Raw genomic sequence first — 13,909 nt, forward strand, 5'->3', positions numbered from 1 at the left:
GCCCCGCGAGGGGCCCGTGATAAACGCGCTGTGGCCTGTGCTCAGGCGGCGCGGCCGACCAGAACGTCGTCGACCTTCTTCGCCGCACCGGCCTCGTCGGTGCCCGAGACCGCCGCAACCTCGCGGGTCAGCCGCTCGAGCGCCGCCTCGTAGAGCTGACGCTCGGAATAGGACTGCTCGCGCTGGTCATCGGCGCGGTGCAGGTCGCGCACCACCTCGGCAATCGACAGCAGGTCGCCCGAGTTGATCTTCTGTTCATATTCCTGCGCCCGGCGCGACCACATCGCGCGCTTGACCTTGGCCTTGCCCTTCAGGGTCTCCAGCGCCTTCGACACCACATCCGGGGTCGACAGGCCGCGCATGCCGATGTCGAGCGCCTTGTAGGTGGGCACACGCAGCGTCATCTTGTCCTTCTCGAAGGAGATGACGAACAGCTCGAGCCGGAGACCGGCAATCTCCTGCTCCTCGATCGAGATGATCTTGCCGACGCCGTGGGCAGGGTACACAACGAAATCGTCCGGACGAAACTCGGTCTTCTTGGTCTTGGTCATTCAGTCGCTTCCTCGCAGCCGGTCCTTCGCCCGCCGTTTTCAGCGCAGAAGACATCCCCGGCGCCGAAGCTCCGCGATGTCATTCTCTGTCACCGGAAACACCCCGGAGAGGCGAGCAGAGCCGCCGGGGCTTGGGGGTCGAACATCCTTGTCACAGGAATGTAGCACAAAATAAGGCCATTTCAAAGCACTGCAGCACGACACCACACCGTAATGCCGCAGTTTCAAGGCCTTGGCGGCGAAAATTCCGATTCTTTCCCTTGGGGAAGCAGCCCTGACGCAGCCGAATCAGGGGAGAGGACCGCCACCGGCAGCGGGGCCCCGGTCGATCAGTCGCCCGCGCCGGGATTCGGCGAGAAGTATTTCTCGAGCTTGCCAGTCTCGCCGTCGTGCTTCTCGTGATCCGGAAGCGGCTCTTTCTTCTGGGTGATGACCGGCCACATCTCGGCATATTTGCGGTTCAGCTCGACCCAGCTCTCCATCCCCGGCTCGGTGTCCGGGCGGATCGCGTCGGCGGGGCATTCGGGTTCGCACACGCCGCAGTCGATGCATTCGTCGGGGTGGATCACCAGCGTGTTCTCGCCCTCGTAGAAGCAGTCCACCGGGCAGACCTCGACACAGTCGGTGTACTTGCAGGCGATGCAATTGTCGGTGACGACATAGGTCATGGAGAACCCCCGGATCGTTTGCGCTTTTTCCGCTTCCTAGCCCTGCCGTGCGGATCAATCAAGAGCGCGGCGGCCGGAAAGACCGGCCGCGGCATTCTTGCCGCGGGCTCAGGACGGGCGTTCCGCGCTTTCGGGTGTCGGGGAAACGCCGGCCTCGCCGAGCTCGAGGAAAAGCTCGGCCGCCTCGGTCGCGGGGCCGCGGCGGATGCCGCAGCCGAGGAGGTGCAAAACCCGCACCCGCCCGGCGACCGAAAGCGTCAGAACATCACCCGGGCCGACGGCGCGGCCCGGCTTGTCGGTGCGGTTGCCGTTCACCCGGACCCGGCCCTTCGACACCAGTTCCGCGGCCAGCGCGCGGGTCTTCACCACGCGCGCGTGCCACAGCCATTTGTCGAGGCGGATGCGCTCCGGGTCGTCGGGCAACTCAGGGCTTGCTCTTGAAGCCCATCAGCGCGGCGGCGAAGGGGTTGTCCGGGTCGATCGGCTTGTCCTTCTTCGGCGGACGGGCCTCGTAGGCGCGGCTCTTCTCGTCGTCGCGGGGCTTGCCATGCGGCTTGCCCTTGCCCTTCGGCTTACCGCCCTTGGCGCCGTCACGGTCACCGCGGAACTCGGGCTTGCCGCCCTCGCGGCGCGGCTTGCCACCGCCCTCGCCCTCGCGGCGCGGGGCGCGTTCGGGGCGCTGCGGACGCGGACGCGGGGCCCAGGCGAAGGTGTAGAACACCTCGGTCTCGGGCTCGGCCGCAGCGGCTTCTGCCTCGGCTTCGGTCTCGGCGATCGGCGAGGTCTCTTCCGGGATCGGGTTCTCGGCGCCCTCGACCGGCGGCTTCGGCTCGGCCACCGGGCGGGTCTTCGCCCGCTCGCCCTTCTCGGCGCGATAGCCCAGCCCCTGCATCAGGTCGGCGAACTGCTCGAGCGTCATGCCGGTGATCGACAGCATGTCGGGCGTCGCCTCGAAGCCCGCGCGGGTGTCTTGCGTGCGCAGCAGGTCGGCCAGCCGTTCGAGCATGTCGATGCGGATCGCGCGGCTGCCCGCCGGGCGATAGCCCGACAGCGTATAGGCAGAGGCCGGCACCTCGGCGATATGCGGGATCGTCACGAGGCCCGGAGGCGGGCTTTCGGGGAATTCCTGCAGCCCGTCCCAGAGCGAGGCAAGCACCAGCCGCAGCCGGGTCGGCGCGGGCTTCAAGAGAGCCTGCTGGAAGATCGTGTATTGCCCGAAGCGCACGCCATGCTTGCGCAGCAGGCCGCGGGCATCCTGGTCAAGTTCCTTGACCTCGTTCGCCACGCCCTCGCGCGGCAGGATGCCCATGTGCTCGACCAGCCGGAAGGCAAAGCCGCGGGCCAGGCCCGTCAGCGCCTCGTCGCGGCTCATCGCCAAAAGCGGCTCGAACAGCGCGGCAACCTTGCGGTCGATGAAATGCTGCAGCCGGCGCTTGACCTTCTCGGCCACGTCCGCGCCCGCTTCCTCGTCGACGAAGGCCTCGACCGAGGGCTTCATCGGGTCGGCGCCCTTCACCAGCTTGCCCACCGCGAGCTCGCCCCACATCAGGCCGCCCTGCTCGGTGAAGTCCATCTCGGTGTCGGGCGCGTTGTAGAAGCGGTCCGCCCGCAGGCTGAACTCGGGCTTCAGCGCCTCGTAGGCGGCGCGCGCCAGCATCTTCGCCTCGTCAGGCGACGTGGTCGCGTCCTGCCGGAAGCGGAAGCCTTCCAGACGGCCGGCGAATTCGCCCTCGACCGTCACTTCGCCCTTGTCGTTCACCTCGGCCACGAGGGTCTCCTTCTGCTTGAGCCGGCGCAGCAGCACAGAGGTGCGCCGGTCCACAAATCGTTGGGTCAGTGCGCCATGCAACGCATCCGACAGGCGGTCTTCTACCGCGCGTGTTTCCTCGCGCCAATGGGTTTCGTCATCGACCCATCCCTTGCGTTGCGCCACGTAGGTCCAAGTGCGGATGAAGGCGAGGCGTTTCGACAAGGTGTCGATGTCGCCCTGCACCTTGTCGATCCGCCCGATCTGCCCCGCAAGCCAGTCCGAGGGCACGCCCTTGCCCTCGCGCAGGAAGCCGAAAATGCGCGCCAGAAGCGTGGCATGTTCGGCCTCGGAAATCGAGCGGAAATCGGGGATTCGGCAGACGTCCCACAGCAGGCGCACATCATGCGGATGGCCGATCCGGCCGGCGATCTCGGGGATCTCGACGAGCGCCTTCAGCGCGCGCAGATCGTCCGCCTCGCGCCCACGGGTCAGCCATTCGTTCTGCGGGCTTTCCTCGAGCGCGCGGATCAGCCGCTCGGGCGTGCCGAATTCAAGCCGCGGGTTGCGCCATTGCAGCCGCTGGATCGGGGCGAAGCGGTGCTCCTCGACCGCGGCGATCACCTCGGGCGGCGGCGGGCTGGCCTCGCCGGTCACGCCGAAGGTGCCGTCCATCGTGTGCCGCCCGGCGCGGCCGGCGATCTGGCCGATCTCGTGCGGGAACAGCGCGCGCATCCGGCGGCCGTCGAATTTCGCCATCGAGGAAAAGGCGACGTGTTCGATGTCGAGGTTCAGCCCCATGCCGATCGCGTCGGTGGCCACCAGATAATCGACGTCGCCCGACTGATAGAGCGCCACCTGCGCGTTGCGCGTGCGCGGGCTCAGCGCCCCCATCACCACCGCCGCGCCGCCCTTCTGGCGCCGCAGCAGTTCCGCGATGGCATAGACATTTTCAACCGAAAACCCGACGATCGCGCTGCGCGGCTTCATCCGGCTTGTCTTTTTCGAACCTGCCCAACTGAGTTTCGAGAACCGCTCGCGGCGGGTGAACTGCACCCCCGGCACCAGCGCGGCAATCGCCCCCTTCATCGTCTCGGAACCGAGGAAGAGCGTCTCGTGCAGCCCGCGCATGTGCAGCAGCCGGTCGGTGAAGACATGGCCGCGCTCGGGATCGGCACAAAGCTGGATCTCGTCGATGGCGACGAAATCGGCGCCGACCTCGGGCATGGCCTCGGTGGTCGCGACCCAATAGGCCGCGCGCTCGGGCACGATGCGTTCCTCGCCGGTGACCAGCGCCACGACCGAGGGGCCGCGCGCGCTCACGATCCGGTCATAGACCTCGCGCGCCAGAAGCCGCAGCGGTAGGCCGATGACGCCGGTGCGATGCGCCAGCATCCGCTCGATCGCGTAATGCGTCTTGCCGGTGTTGGTCGGCCCGAGGACCGCGGTGATCCGCCCAGACATTTCCCCTGCCCCCTCGCGGCCGTCACAACGCGACGCCCGCAAGCTCCTTTTCCAGCCTTGCGATCGCGTCTTTCACATCCTGCTGGTGCGGGTTCAAGGCGAAAGAGGCGCGATAGGCGGCCAGCGCGCGCGGCCGGTCGCCGATCTCGTCGAGAATCGCGCCCAGCCCGGCCAGCGCCTCCCAGTGCCGCGGCTCGAGTTCAAGGGTGCGGGCGATGTCCTCGACCGCCGGACCGAAGAGCCCTGCCCCCGCATAGGCCGTCGCGCGCGCGTTCCAGCCCTCGGCGAAATCGGGCGCGTGATCGGTCAGCGCGGTCAGATGCTCGATCGCGGCGGTGGTGTCGCCCGAATCAAGCGCCTCCTCGCCGCGCTTCAGCAGCAGGTCCATCGACGCCGAGCCCGAGCGCGACCAGGCGCGGCGGATGTCCGACTCGGCACGGCTCCAGCCGGCATAGTCCGGATCGGCCAGTTCGGTGAAAGACCGGTCGAGCCCCGCCGTCTCGGCATGCACCGGAGCAGCGAGGTTGACGATTACGGCAACTGCCGCAACGATACATTTGTTTGTGGCCCGGAGCGCGCGCATATACCAAACTGTAACCCAAGCGCCGGAGAAAGCGAGAGCCCGGCGTTCACTTTCGGAGGAACTCAATGAGCGACATCATCGACAAGGCGGTTTCGGCGCTGGCCGAAAAACTGCCGAACGGCTTCTCGTCGACGGCGAAATTCGTCATCAAGGATGAGGGCAGCATCATCATCGACGCCGACGGCGTGCGCGCGGGCGATGACGAGGCCGATGTGACGCTGATCGCCGATGCCACCACCTTCCGCGGCATCCTCGAGGGCGATGTGAACCCGACGATGGCCTTCATGACCGGCAAGCTGAAGATCGACGGCTCGATGGGCCTCGCGATGCAGCTCGGCGCGGCGCTCAGCTGATGCAGGCGGCCCCGTTCCACGCGGCGATGGCACGCGGCCCCGAGGGCGGCCGCGCGGTCTGGCTGCGCACGGAGGACGGGGTGCGCATCCGCCTCGGTCTGTGGCCGGGGCCGGCTTCGGCGAAGGGCACGGTGTTCCTGCTGCCCGGCCGCACCGAATATGTCGAGAAATATGGCCCCGCGGCCGCCGATCTGGGCGCGCGCGGTTATGCGATGCTCGCCGTTGACTGGCGCGGTCAGGGGCTCGCTGACCGCCCGCTCGACGACCCGCTGAAGGGCCATGTCGCGCATTTCCCCGATTTCCAGCGCGATCTGGCCGCGGTGATCGCCACCGCGACCGAGCTTGACCTGCCCCGCCCCTGGTTCGTCCTCGGCCATTCGATGGGCGGCGCGATCGGGCTGCGGGCACTGATGGGGGTGCATCCGTTCTCGGCGGCGGCCTTCTCGGCGCCGATGTGGGGCATCGGCCTGCCGGCGCTCATCCATCCCTTCGGGCCGCAGATCTCGCGGCTCTTCGACGCCGGAGCCTTCGCCGAGCGCTATGCCCCGGGCACCGGCCCCGGCACCTATGTGCTGAGCGCGCCCTTCCTCGACAACAAGCTGACCACCGATCCGGGCATGTGGGCCTTCATGGTCGGCCATCTCGGCGAGGCGCCCGAGATGGCGCTTGGCGGGCCGACGCTGCACTGGGTGACGCAGGGCATCCTCGAATGCGAGGCGCTTGCCGCGCTCGCCTCGCCCGACCTGCCCTGCCTGACCGCGATCGGCGGCGCCGAGCGGATCATCGACATCCCGGCGGCAAAGGCGCGGATGGCGCGCTGGCCGCAAGGCCGGCTCGAGATCATCGAGGGCGCCCAGCACGAGCTGATGATGGAAGGCGCCGCCACCCGCGCGCGGTTCTTCGACGCGGTGGCCGAGACCTTCGCGCGCGGCTGAGCCGGGCCCGGGCGGGCCCGCTCAGATCGCGATGCGGGTGAAGCCTTCGCGCAGCGCTTCCGACCAGGCCTCGGACATGCGGGCGAAATCCGGGTCCTTCTTCTCGATCCGGCGGCGCGTGGTGACCCGGCAGGCGTCCTTCGCGATCACCGCGAAATCAAGCGGCATGCCGACCGACAGGTTCGAACGCAGCGTCGAATCCATCGACAGCAGCACCGCCTTGCGCGCGTCGTCAAGCGAGGTCGCGGGCGTCACCACCCGGTCGAGGATCGGCTTGCCATATTTGTGCTCGCCGATCTGCAGATAGGGCGTGTCCTCGGTCGCCTCGATGAAGTTGCCTTCCGGATAGATCAGGAACATCCGCATCGCGCCGCCCTTGCGCTGGCCCGCGACGATCATCGAGGCCGCGGTCGAGACCTTCGAGGCCTCCATCTTGCTGTCGATGTCCTGGCGCACGGACGACAGCGTGTTGCCGACGATCTCGGCCACCTTCAGCATCGTCGGCGCCAGCATGATCGAGCTTTCCGAGGTCGCCTCGTGGTCCTCGACCGCCTCATGCAGCCGCGCCATCGTCGTCTGGGTGACCGACAGCGACCCCGCGGTCAGAATCGCGACGACCCGCTCGCCGGGCTCCTCGAAGACGAACATCTTGCGATAGGTGGCGATGTTGTCGAGCCCCGCATTGGTGCGGGTGTCGGACAGCAGCACCATCCCCTCGTTGAGCAGAAGGCCAACGCAATAGGTCATGTTCTTCCCCGGAAAAGCCCGGGGCCCTTTCTATTGCTGGATCGCGCCGAGAGCAACGGTCACGTCGAGCTTCTCCTCGCCCGTGCCCATGGCGACGCCCTTGATCGGCGCCGCCTCGCGCGCATCGAGCCCCGAGCCGAGCCGGATGTAGCGCTCGTCCGGGCAGCAGCCGTTCGCCGCGTCGAAACCGATCCAGCCGATCCCCTCGACCCAGATCTCGGCCCAGGCGTGGCTCGCCTCGTGCGGCACGCCGTCGTCGCGGGCGTAAAGATAGCCCGAGACATAGCGCGCCGGCATGTCGAGCGCGCGGGCGCAGGCGATCAGCGCATGGGCGTGATCCTGACAGACCCCCTCGCCAAGCTCCAGCGCCTCGGCCGCGGTGGTGTGGGCATGGGTCACCCCCGGCGCATAGGCGATCGCCTCGGCCACCGCCGCACTCAGCCGGTGGGCGCGGTCGAGCGCATCCTCGGCCCCGGCCGCGGCCTCGTGCGCAAGCGTCTCGATCGCGTCGTCGATCCAGGTCGCGACGGTCTCGCGCAGATAGGCGAAGGGCGCCACCACCTCGCGGTGGCCGCGCAGCACGCCGGCAAGGTCGATGGTCTCGACCTGCCCCGCGACGGCAATCGACACCTCGGTCACCGGGCCGCGCATCGACCAGCCCTCGACCTTGTCGCCCGCCCCGTCGCGAAACGAGCCGCCGCGGGTGCCGCCCTCGACCGTCACGTCCCAGCGGATCGAGCGCTGACCGTCGAAGCGCGAGGGGAACAGCCGCAGCGACTGCACCGCGGCGCGCATCGGCGCGTCATAGCGGTAGGTGGTCACGTGATTGACGGTCAGGATCATCTCGCCTCTCCGCTCAGATACGCGTTGTAGACCATGTTCGTCAGCTCGCCGATGTCGCGGATGAAGCGGGTCAGGAACTCGTGCAGCCCCTCCTCGAAGATCTCCTCGACGGTGGTCTCGGCCAGTTCGCCGACCAGCGCGCGGGCCCGCATCTGGGCCGGGCCCGAGCGGTGATAGGCATGGGCGAGATCGTCGAGATGCTCCATCGCCGAGGTCGTCGCGGTGATCAGCGAGCGCGGCGTCTGCCGGTTCAGGATCAGGAAATGCGCGATCTTCTTTGCCGTGATGTCGCCGCCATAGGCCCAGTGGAAGGCGCGCTGCGCCGACATCGCGCGCAAGAGCGTCTGCCACTGGTAATTGTCGAGCCCGGAGCCGACGAAATCCACGCTCGGCAGCAGGACGTAATATTTCACGTCGATCAGCCGCGCGGTGTTGTCGGCGCGCTCGAGCGCGAAGCCGAGGTTCAGGAAGTTGTAGCCGTCGTTGCGCAGAAGCGTCGCCTCGATCGCGCCACGGATCATTGCCGCCTGCCGCATCACCCATTCGGTGAGTTCGGTCAGCTCGAGCTCGGAGCGCGGCTTGCGTTCGAGCTGGCGCATCTCCTGGAACGCCATATTGAGCGCGTCCCAGACCTGCGCGGTCAGCGCGGTGCGCACGATGCGGGCGTTTTCCCGCGCCCGCTCGATGCAGGAGATCACCGAGGACGGGTTGTCGCGGTCGAAGAACAGATAGCTCTCGATGTTGCGCTGCACCGGGTCGCCGTATTTCTCGGCAAAGCCCTCGGCGGTGCCCGAGGCCTGCAACAGGCTTTCCCACTCGCTTCGGTAGCCGTGCCCCGCCGAGGGCATCAGCGCGATCCTTGCGCCCACCTCGAGCAGGCGCGCCATGGTTTCCGCCCGCTCGATGTAGCGCGCGATCCAGAACAGGTTTTCCGCAGTCCGGCTCAGCATCTTGTCGTCACTCCGCCAGCACCCAGGTGTCCTTGACCCCGCCGCCCTGCGACGAGTTGACGACCAGCGAGCCCTCCTTCAGCGCCACGCGGGTCAGCCCGCCCGGCACCAGTTCGATCTTCTCGCCGACGAGGCAATAGGGCCGCAAATCGACGTGGCGCGGCGCAATCCCCTCCTCGACGAAGGTCGGCGTCGTCGACAGCGCCAGCGTCGGCTGCGCGATGTAATTGTCGGGGTCTTCCTCGATCTTGATGCGGAAGGTCTCGATCTGCTCCTTCGTCGACTTCGGGCCGACCAGCATGCCGTAGCCGCCCGAGCCGTGCACTTCCTTCACCACCAGATCGCCCAGATGCTCGAGCACATATTTGCAATCGTCGTCCTTGGCGCATTTCCAGGTCGGCACGTTGTTCAGGAGCGGCTCCTCGCCGAGGTAGAAGCGCACCATGTCCGGCACATAGGTGTAGATCGCCTTGTCGTCGGCGACCCCGGCCCCCGGCGCCGAGCAGATCGTCACCCCGCCCGAGCGGTAGACGTCCATCAGCCCCGGCACGCCCAGCATCGAATCGGGGCGGAAGCACAGCGGGTCGAGGAAGGCGTCGTCGATCCGGCGATAGATCACGTCGAGCTTCTTCGGCCCCTCGGTGGTGCGCATCCAGCAAAAGCCGCCTTCGACGAAGAGATCGGCGCCCTCGACGAGTTCCACCCCCATCAGGTCGGCGAGGAAGCTGTGCTCGTAATAGGCCGAGTTGAAATGCCCGGGCGTCAGGATCGCGAGCGTCGGCTCGCGGTCGCATTTCGCCGGCGCCACGCTTGCCAGCGTGCGGCGCAGCGCGTCGGCATAGCCATCGACCGGCTCGATCCGGTTCTCGCGGAAGATCTGCGGGAACATCCGCATCATGATCTCGCGGTTTTCCAGCATGTAGCTGACGCCCGAGGGGGTGCGGCAGTTGTCTTCCAGAACGAAGAACTCGTCCGCCCCGGTGCGCACGATGTCGATGCCGACGATATGGCTGTAGATGCCGCGCGGCGGGGTGAAACCCGCGACGGCGCGCTCGTAGGCCTCGTTCTGATAGACCAGCCGCGCCGGGATCTTGCCCGCCCGGACGATCTCGCCGCGCCCGTAGACGTCGAGCAGGAAGGCGTTGAGCGCGCGGGCGCGCTGCTTGATGCCCTTCTCGAGCCTGCGCCATTCGAACTGGGTGAAGACGCGCGGGAACATGTCGAAGGGGATCAGCCGATCCGGGTCTCCGCCTTCGCCATAGACCGCGAAGGTGATGCCGATGCGGCGGAAGAGTGCCTCCGCCTCGGCCTGTTTCAGGTGCCGCAATTCGGCAGGCATCGCTCTGGTCCAGTCCTCGAGCCGTGCATAGGGCTCGCGGACGGTTCCGTTGTCATACATTTCGTTGAAGAAGTCGCTCATGGCGCGTTGATTCCTCCGGCCTTGCTCAAACCTTACGGAGCGGTTTCGGCGAGCGGAAGCGGCGCTCCGGTGTCAAAGCGACCACACCCCGGAATTAAGCGCGAACACGGGGCGTTTGCCTAAAATTTATACAGCATTCAGCTTACTTTCGTGGCGAACTGATAACTTTCGCCGCCAAATCGGGCAAATCATCGTGCATTTCGGCAGCGACCCCGGCCGGCGCGAGGGGCCGGGCACGGCCCCGGCACCGGCGCCCCGCCGCCGCCCGATCTGCAGCGCGGCTTGAACCTGCCCCCCGCCTGCGCCTATCTCTGGGACAACCACAGATGAGGGTGCCATGAAAAAGAACCTGCCGCTTCTCGATGCCAACGCCAGCGCGGGGGGCGCGTCGGGCGGCTTCGGCGACCTGCCGGACTGGGACCTGAGCGATCTCTACACCGCCCCCGATGCGCCGGAACTTGCCCGCGACATGGCATCGCTCGAGACCCTGTGCGCCAGCTTCGCCGCCGATTACGAGGGCAAGCTCGCCACGCTCGACGCCGCCGCGATGGCCGAATGCATCCACCGCTACGAGGCGATCGAGACCACGGCCGGGCGGATCATGTCCTATGCCGGGCTGCGCTATTATCAGAACACCGTCGACGGCACGCGCGCCAAGTTCCTGTCGGACGCGCAGGACCGGATCACCGCCTTCACCACCCCGCTCGTCTTCTTCTCGCTCGAGTTCAACCGGATCGACGACGCGACCTATGAGGCGGTCTTCGCCGATCCGGCGGTGGCCCGCTACAAGCCCGTCTTCGACCGGATGCGGGCGATGAAGCCCTATCAGCTTTCCGACGAGCTCGAGAAATTCCTGCACGACCAGTCGGTCGTCGGTGCCGCCGCCTGGAACCGGCTCTTTGACGAGACCACCGCCGCGCTGACCTTCGAGGTCGAGGGCGAGACGCTGAGCCTCGAGGCGACGACGACGCTGATGACCGACCATGACCGGCCGAAGCGCGAGGCCGCGGCCCATGCCCTGGCCAGGGTCTTCACCGACAACATCAAGATCTTCTCGCGCGTGCACAACACGCTTGCCAAGGAGAAGGAGATCGAGGACCGCTGGCGCAAGATGCCGACGCCGCAGACGGCGCGGCACCTGTCGAACGATGTCGAGCCCGAGGTGGTCGAGGCGCTGCGCAATGCCGTGGTCGCCGCCTATCCGCGGCTCAGCCACCGCTATTACGCGCTGAAGGCGAAATGGCTCGGCCTCGAGACGCTCGAGATCTGGGACCGCAACGCGCCGCTGCCGACCGAGGCGCCGCGCAAGATCCTGTGGGACGAGGCGAAGGACACGGTGCTGACCGCCTATGCCAGCTTCTCGCCGAAGATGGCCGAGATCGCCCGGCCCTTCTTCGAAAAGGGCTGGATCGACGCAGGCGTGAAGCCCGGCAAGGCGCCCGGCGCCTTCGCCCATCCGACGGTGACCACGGTGCACCCCTATGTGATGCTGAATTACCTCGGCAAGCCGCGCGACGTGATGACGCTGGCGCACGAGCTGGGCCATGGCGTGCATCAGGTGCTGGCCGCGGGTCAGGGCGAGATGCTGGCCGACACGCCGCTGACGCTGGCCGAGACCGCCTCGGTCTTCGGCGAGATGCTGACCTTCCGCAAGCTGCTCGATGGCGCGAAGACCCAGGCCGAGCGCAAGACCCTCCTTGCCGGCAAGGTCGAGGACATGATCAACACCGTGGTGCGGCAGATCGCGTTCTATGACTTCGAATGCAAGCTGCACGCGGCCCGGGCCGAGGGCGAGTTGACGCCCGAGGACATCAACGCGCTGTGGATGTCGGTGCAGGCCGAGAGCCTCGGGCCGGCGTTCACCTTCATGCCGGGCTACGAGACCTTCTGGTCCTACATCCCGCATTTCGTGCACTCGCCCTTCTACGTCTATGCCTATGCCTTCGGCGACGGGCTGGTGAACGCGCTTTATGCCGCCTATGCCGACGGGCTGCCCGACTTCCAGGAGAAGTATTTCGAGATGCTGAAGGCGGGCGGCTCGAAGCATCACAAGGAACTGCTCGCCCCCTTCGGCCTCGACGCCTCCGACCCCGCCTTCTGGGACAAGGGGCTGAACATGATCGCGGGCTTCATCGACGAGCTCGAGGCGATGGAAGCCTGATCCTGACGCAAGGGCGCCTCTGGGCGCCCTTGCCCTGCCCTGCTAGCCTCTGTGCCGGAGGATTTCAGGGAGGAATTTCCAATGGCACGCAAATGGCTTTGGGGCCTTGCGGGGGGGCTGGCACTGGCTGCCGGCGGCTTCTTCGCCCTCGCCCCCGGCATTGCCGAGAACAAGCAAAACGCCGTCACCGCGCACGCGCCCTGGCCGGTCTCGGCCGAGGCGGCGGCACTGCACGACCGGCTGTTCATCGGCGACTGGCATTCGGATGCGCTGTTGTGGGACCGCGACCTGCTGACCCGCTCGTCCCGCGGCCATGTCGATCTGCCGCGGCTGCGCGCGGGCCATGTCGCGCTGCAGGTCTTCACCACGGTGACGAAAAGCCCCGCAGGGCAGAATTACGACCAGAACTCGGCCGCGGCGCGCGACAATATCACCGCGCTGGTGATCGCCGAGGCGCGCCCGCCGCGCACCTGGTTCAGCCTGATGGAGCGCGGCCTCGACCAGGCGGCGCGGCTGAATGCGATGGCGGCAAAGGCCCCCGACCAGCTGCGGCTGATCCGCACCCGCGCCGATCTCGACGCGCTCGTCGCCGCACGGGAGGCCGGCGCCGAGACCGTGGGCGGCATCCTCGGCGCCGAGGGCGGGCATGTGCTGGAAGGCAAGATCGAGAACCTCGGCCGGCTTTACGACGCCGGGTTCCGGCTGATGGGGCTCACCCATTTCTTCGACAACGAGCTTGGCGGCAGCCTGCATGGCGAGGGCGACACGGGCCTCACCCCGTTCGGCCGCGAGGTGGTGACCGAGATGGTCACGCGCCACATGGTGATCGACCTCGCCCATGCCTCGCCGCAGATGGCGCGCGAGGTGCTGGCGATGCCGGGCACCCGGCCGATCGTCAGCCATACCGGCATCCACAATGTCTGCCCGACGAAGCGCAACTTCCCCGACGAGCTGATGCAGGCGATCGTGGCGAAGGGCGGCGTGATCGGCATCGGCTTCTGGGACGAGGCGGTCTGCGACCCGACGCCCGCCGGCATCGCGAAAAGCATCGTGGCCGCCGTGGCGCTTCTGGGCGAGGATCACGTCTCGCTCGGCTCCGATTTCGACGGCGCGGTGACCACCGATCTCGACAGCTCGGAACTTGCCGCGATCACGCAGGCGCTGCTCGACACCGGGATGAGCGAGGCGGTGATCGCCAAGGTGATGGGCACCAACATGCTGCGGTACCTGCGCGAGACCCTGCCGGGCTGAGCCTCGGCGCCACAGCGCCGCGGCCTCGATCCGGGTCAGGCGCGGCAATGCGGGCCGGCCGAAACCGGCCAGGCCCGCGGGCTGCGGGAGCTGCGCAAGGCACAGCGACAGCATCCGCGGCTCGCCCCGCGTCTCGGGCCCTTCGTCGGGGGGGCAGCTTTCGACCCCGATGCCGGCGACGCGCAGGCTGCCCTGCCGCTCGAGCACGAAGTGATGCACGGTGACCGGCCTCGCCG

General features: G+C 67.6%; 13 protein-coding genes. 4 read left to right on the plus strand and 9 right to left on the minus strand.

Translation table 11 applies throughout. The features are described 5' to 3' along the window. Window positions 1-41: 41 nt before the first annotated feature. The 5 genes from EOW66_RS01720 to EOW66_RS01740 form a co-directional block, all read right to left on the minus strand. Window positions 42-551 carry a CarD family transcriptional regulator gene (locus EOW66_RS01720; protein WP_113901795.1) on the minus strand — a complete coding sequence of 170 codons (510 nt, stop codon included), beginning with the start codon at window positions 549-551 and terminating at the stop codon, window positions 42-44. A 329-nt stretch (window positions 552-880) separates the two neighbouring features. Beyond that, the gene (gene fdxA, locus EOW66_RS01725; protein WP_128154343.1) at window positions 881-1,219 is read right to left on the minus strand and encodes a ferredoxin FdxA; all 339 of its coding nucleotides are present in this window, start codon (window positions 1,217-1,219) and stop codon (window positions 881-883) included. A gap of 108 nt (window positions 1,220-1,327) precedes the next feature. Further along, entirely contained in the window at window positions 1,328-1,642 is a 315-nt protein-coding gene (locus EOW66_RS01730) for an RNA-binding S4 domain-containing protein (RefSeq protein WP_128154345.1), read from the minus strand. A 1-nt stretch (window position 1,643) separates the two neighbouring features. Continuing rightward, entirely contained in the window at window positions 1,644-4,430 is a 2,787-nt protein-coding gene (locus tag EOW66_RS01735) for a helicase-related protein (protein WP_128154346.1), read from the minus strand. A 22-nt stretch (window positions 4,431-4,452) separates the two neighbouring features. Beyond that, the gene (locus EOW66_RS01740; protein WP_380710703.1) at window positions 4,453-4,941 is read right to left on the minus strand and encodes a tetratricopeptide repeat protein; all 489 of its coding nucleotides are present in this window, start codon (window positions 4,939-4,941) and stop codon (window positions 4,453-4,455) included. Between the two features lie 137 nt (window positions 4,942-5,078). Between EOW66_RS01740 and EOW66_RS01745 the strand changes: the two genes are divergently transcribed. Both EOW66_RS01745 and EOW66_RS01750 read left to right on the plus strand, forming a co-directional pair. Beyond that, on the plus strand, window positions 5,079-5,366 hold the full coding sequence (locus EOW66_RS01745) for an SCP2 sterol-binding domain-containing protein (RefSeq protein ID WP_113901790.1): 288 nt from the start codon (window positions 5,079-5,081) through the stop codon (window positions 5,364-5,366). Then, the gene (locus EOW66_RS01750) at window positions 5,366-6,301 is read left to right on the plus strand and encodes an alpha/beta fold hydrolase (RefSeq protein WP_128154348.1); all 936 of its coding nucleotides are present in this window, start codon (window positions 5,366-5,368) and stop codon (window positions 6,299-6,301) included. Before EOW66_RS01745 ends, EOW66_RS01750 begins: the two co-directional genes overlap by 1 nt. Window positions 6,302-6,322: 21 nt before the next feature. Here the strand turns inward: EOW66_RS01750 and EOW66_RS01755 are convergent, their stop codons facing one another. From EOW66_RS01755 to EOW66_RS01770, 4 genes are read right to left on the minus strand one after another with little or no spacing between them, the layout of a single operon-like run. Next, window positions 6,323-7,048 carry a proteasome-type protease gene (locus EOW66_RS01755; RefSeq protein ID WP_128154350.1) on the minus strand — a complete coding sequence of 242 codons (726 nt, stop codon included), beginning with the start codon at window positions 7,046-7,048 and terminating at the stop codon, window positions 6,323-6,325. 30 nt (window positions 7,049-7,078) lie between these two features. Beyond that, complete coding sequence (locus EOW66_RS01760; RefSeq protein WP_128154352.1) at window positions 7,079-7,891, minus strand: transglutaminase family protein; 813 nt, start codon at window positions 7,889-7,891, stop codon at window positions 7,079-7,081. After that, window positions 7,888-8,841, minus strand: coding sequence for an alpha-E domain-containing protein (locus EOW66_RS01765; RefSeq protein WP_113901786.1), 954 nt, complete (start codon window positions 8,839-8,841; stop codon window positions 7,888-7,890). Before EOW66_RS01765 ends, EOW66_RS01760 begins: the two co-directional genes overlap by 4 nt. Before the next feature lie 7 nt (window positions 8,842-8,848). After that, entirely contained in the window at window positions 8,849-10,261 is a 1,413-nt protein-coding gene (locus EOW66_RS01770; RefSeq protein WP_128154354.1) for a circularly permuted type 2 ATP-grasp protein, read from the minus strand. 337 nt (window positions 10,262-10,598) lie between these two features. Between EOW66_RS01770 and EOW66_RS01775 the strand changes: the two genes are divergently transcribed. Beyond that, entirely contained in the window at window positions 10,599-12,422 is a 1,824-nt protein-coding gene (locus EOW66_RS01775) for a M3 family oligoendopeptidase (RefSeq protein WP_128154355.1), read from the plus strand. 81 nt (window positions 12,423-12,503) lie between these two features. Next, entirely contained in the window at window positions 12,504-13,673 is a 1,170-nt protein-coding gene (locus tag EOW66_RS01780; protein WP_128154357.1) for a dipeptidase, read from the plus strand. Window positions 13,674-13,909 lie beyond the last annotated feature (236 nt).

This window comes from Paenirhodobacter huangdaonensis (genome assembly GCF_004022465.1).
Taxonomy (GTDB): domain Bacteria; phylum Pseudomonadota; class Alphaproteobacteria; order Rhodobacterales; family Rhodobacteraceae; genus Rhodobacter; species Rhodobacter huangdaonensis.

Excerpts from the sequence above, each read along its gene's own strand:
- EOW66_RS01780 (WP_128154357.1), top strand. The coding sequence starts at position 12,504 with ATGGCACGCAAATGGCTTTGGGGCCTTGCGGGGGGGCTGGCACTGGCT.
- EOW66_RS01735 (WP_128154346.1), bottom strand. The coding sequence starts at position 4,430 with ATGTCTGGGCGGATCACCGCGGTCCTCGGGCCGACCAACACCGGCAAG.
- EOW66_RS01760 (WP_128154352.1), bottom strand. The coding sequence starts at position 7,891 with ATGATCCTGACCGTCAATCACGTGACCACCTACCGCTATGACGCGCCG.
- EOW66_RS01765 (WP_113901786.1), bottom strand. The coding sequence starts at position 8,841 with ATGCTGAGCCGGACTGCGGAAAACCTGTTCTGGATCGCGCGCTACATC.
- EOW66_RS01755 (WP_128154350.1), bottom strand. The coding sequence starts at position 7,048 with ATGACCTATTGCGTTGGCCTTCTGCTCAACGAGGGGATGGTGCTGCTG.
- EOW66_RS01750 (WP_128154348.1), top strand. The coding sequence starts at position 5,366 with ATGCAGGCGGCCCCGTTCCACGCGGCGATGGCACGCGGCCCCGAGGGC.
- EOW66_RS01775 (WP_128154355.1), top strand. The coding sequence starts at position 10,599 with ATGAAAAAGAACCTGCCGCTTCTCGATGCCAACGCCAGCGCGGGGGGC.
- fdxA (WP_128154343.1), bottom strand. The coding sequence starts at position 1,219 with ATGACCTATGTCGTCACCGACAATTGCATCGCCTGCAAGTACACCGAC.
- EOW66_RS01720 (WP_113901795.1), bottom strand. The coding sequence starts at position 551 with ATGACCAAGACCAAGAAGACCGAGTTTCGTCCGGACGATTTCGTTGTG.
- EOW66_RS01770 (WP_128154354.1), bottom strand. The coding sequence starts at position 10,261 with ATGAGCGACTTCTTCAACGAAATGTATGACAACGGAACCGTCCGCGAG.
- EOW66_RS01745 (WP_113901790.1), top strand. The coding sequence starts at position 5,079 with ATGAGCGACATCATCGACAAGGCGGTTTCGGCGCTGGCCGAAAAACTG.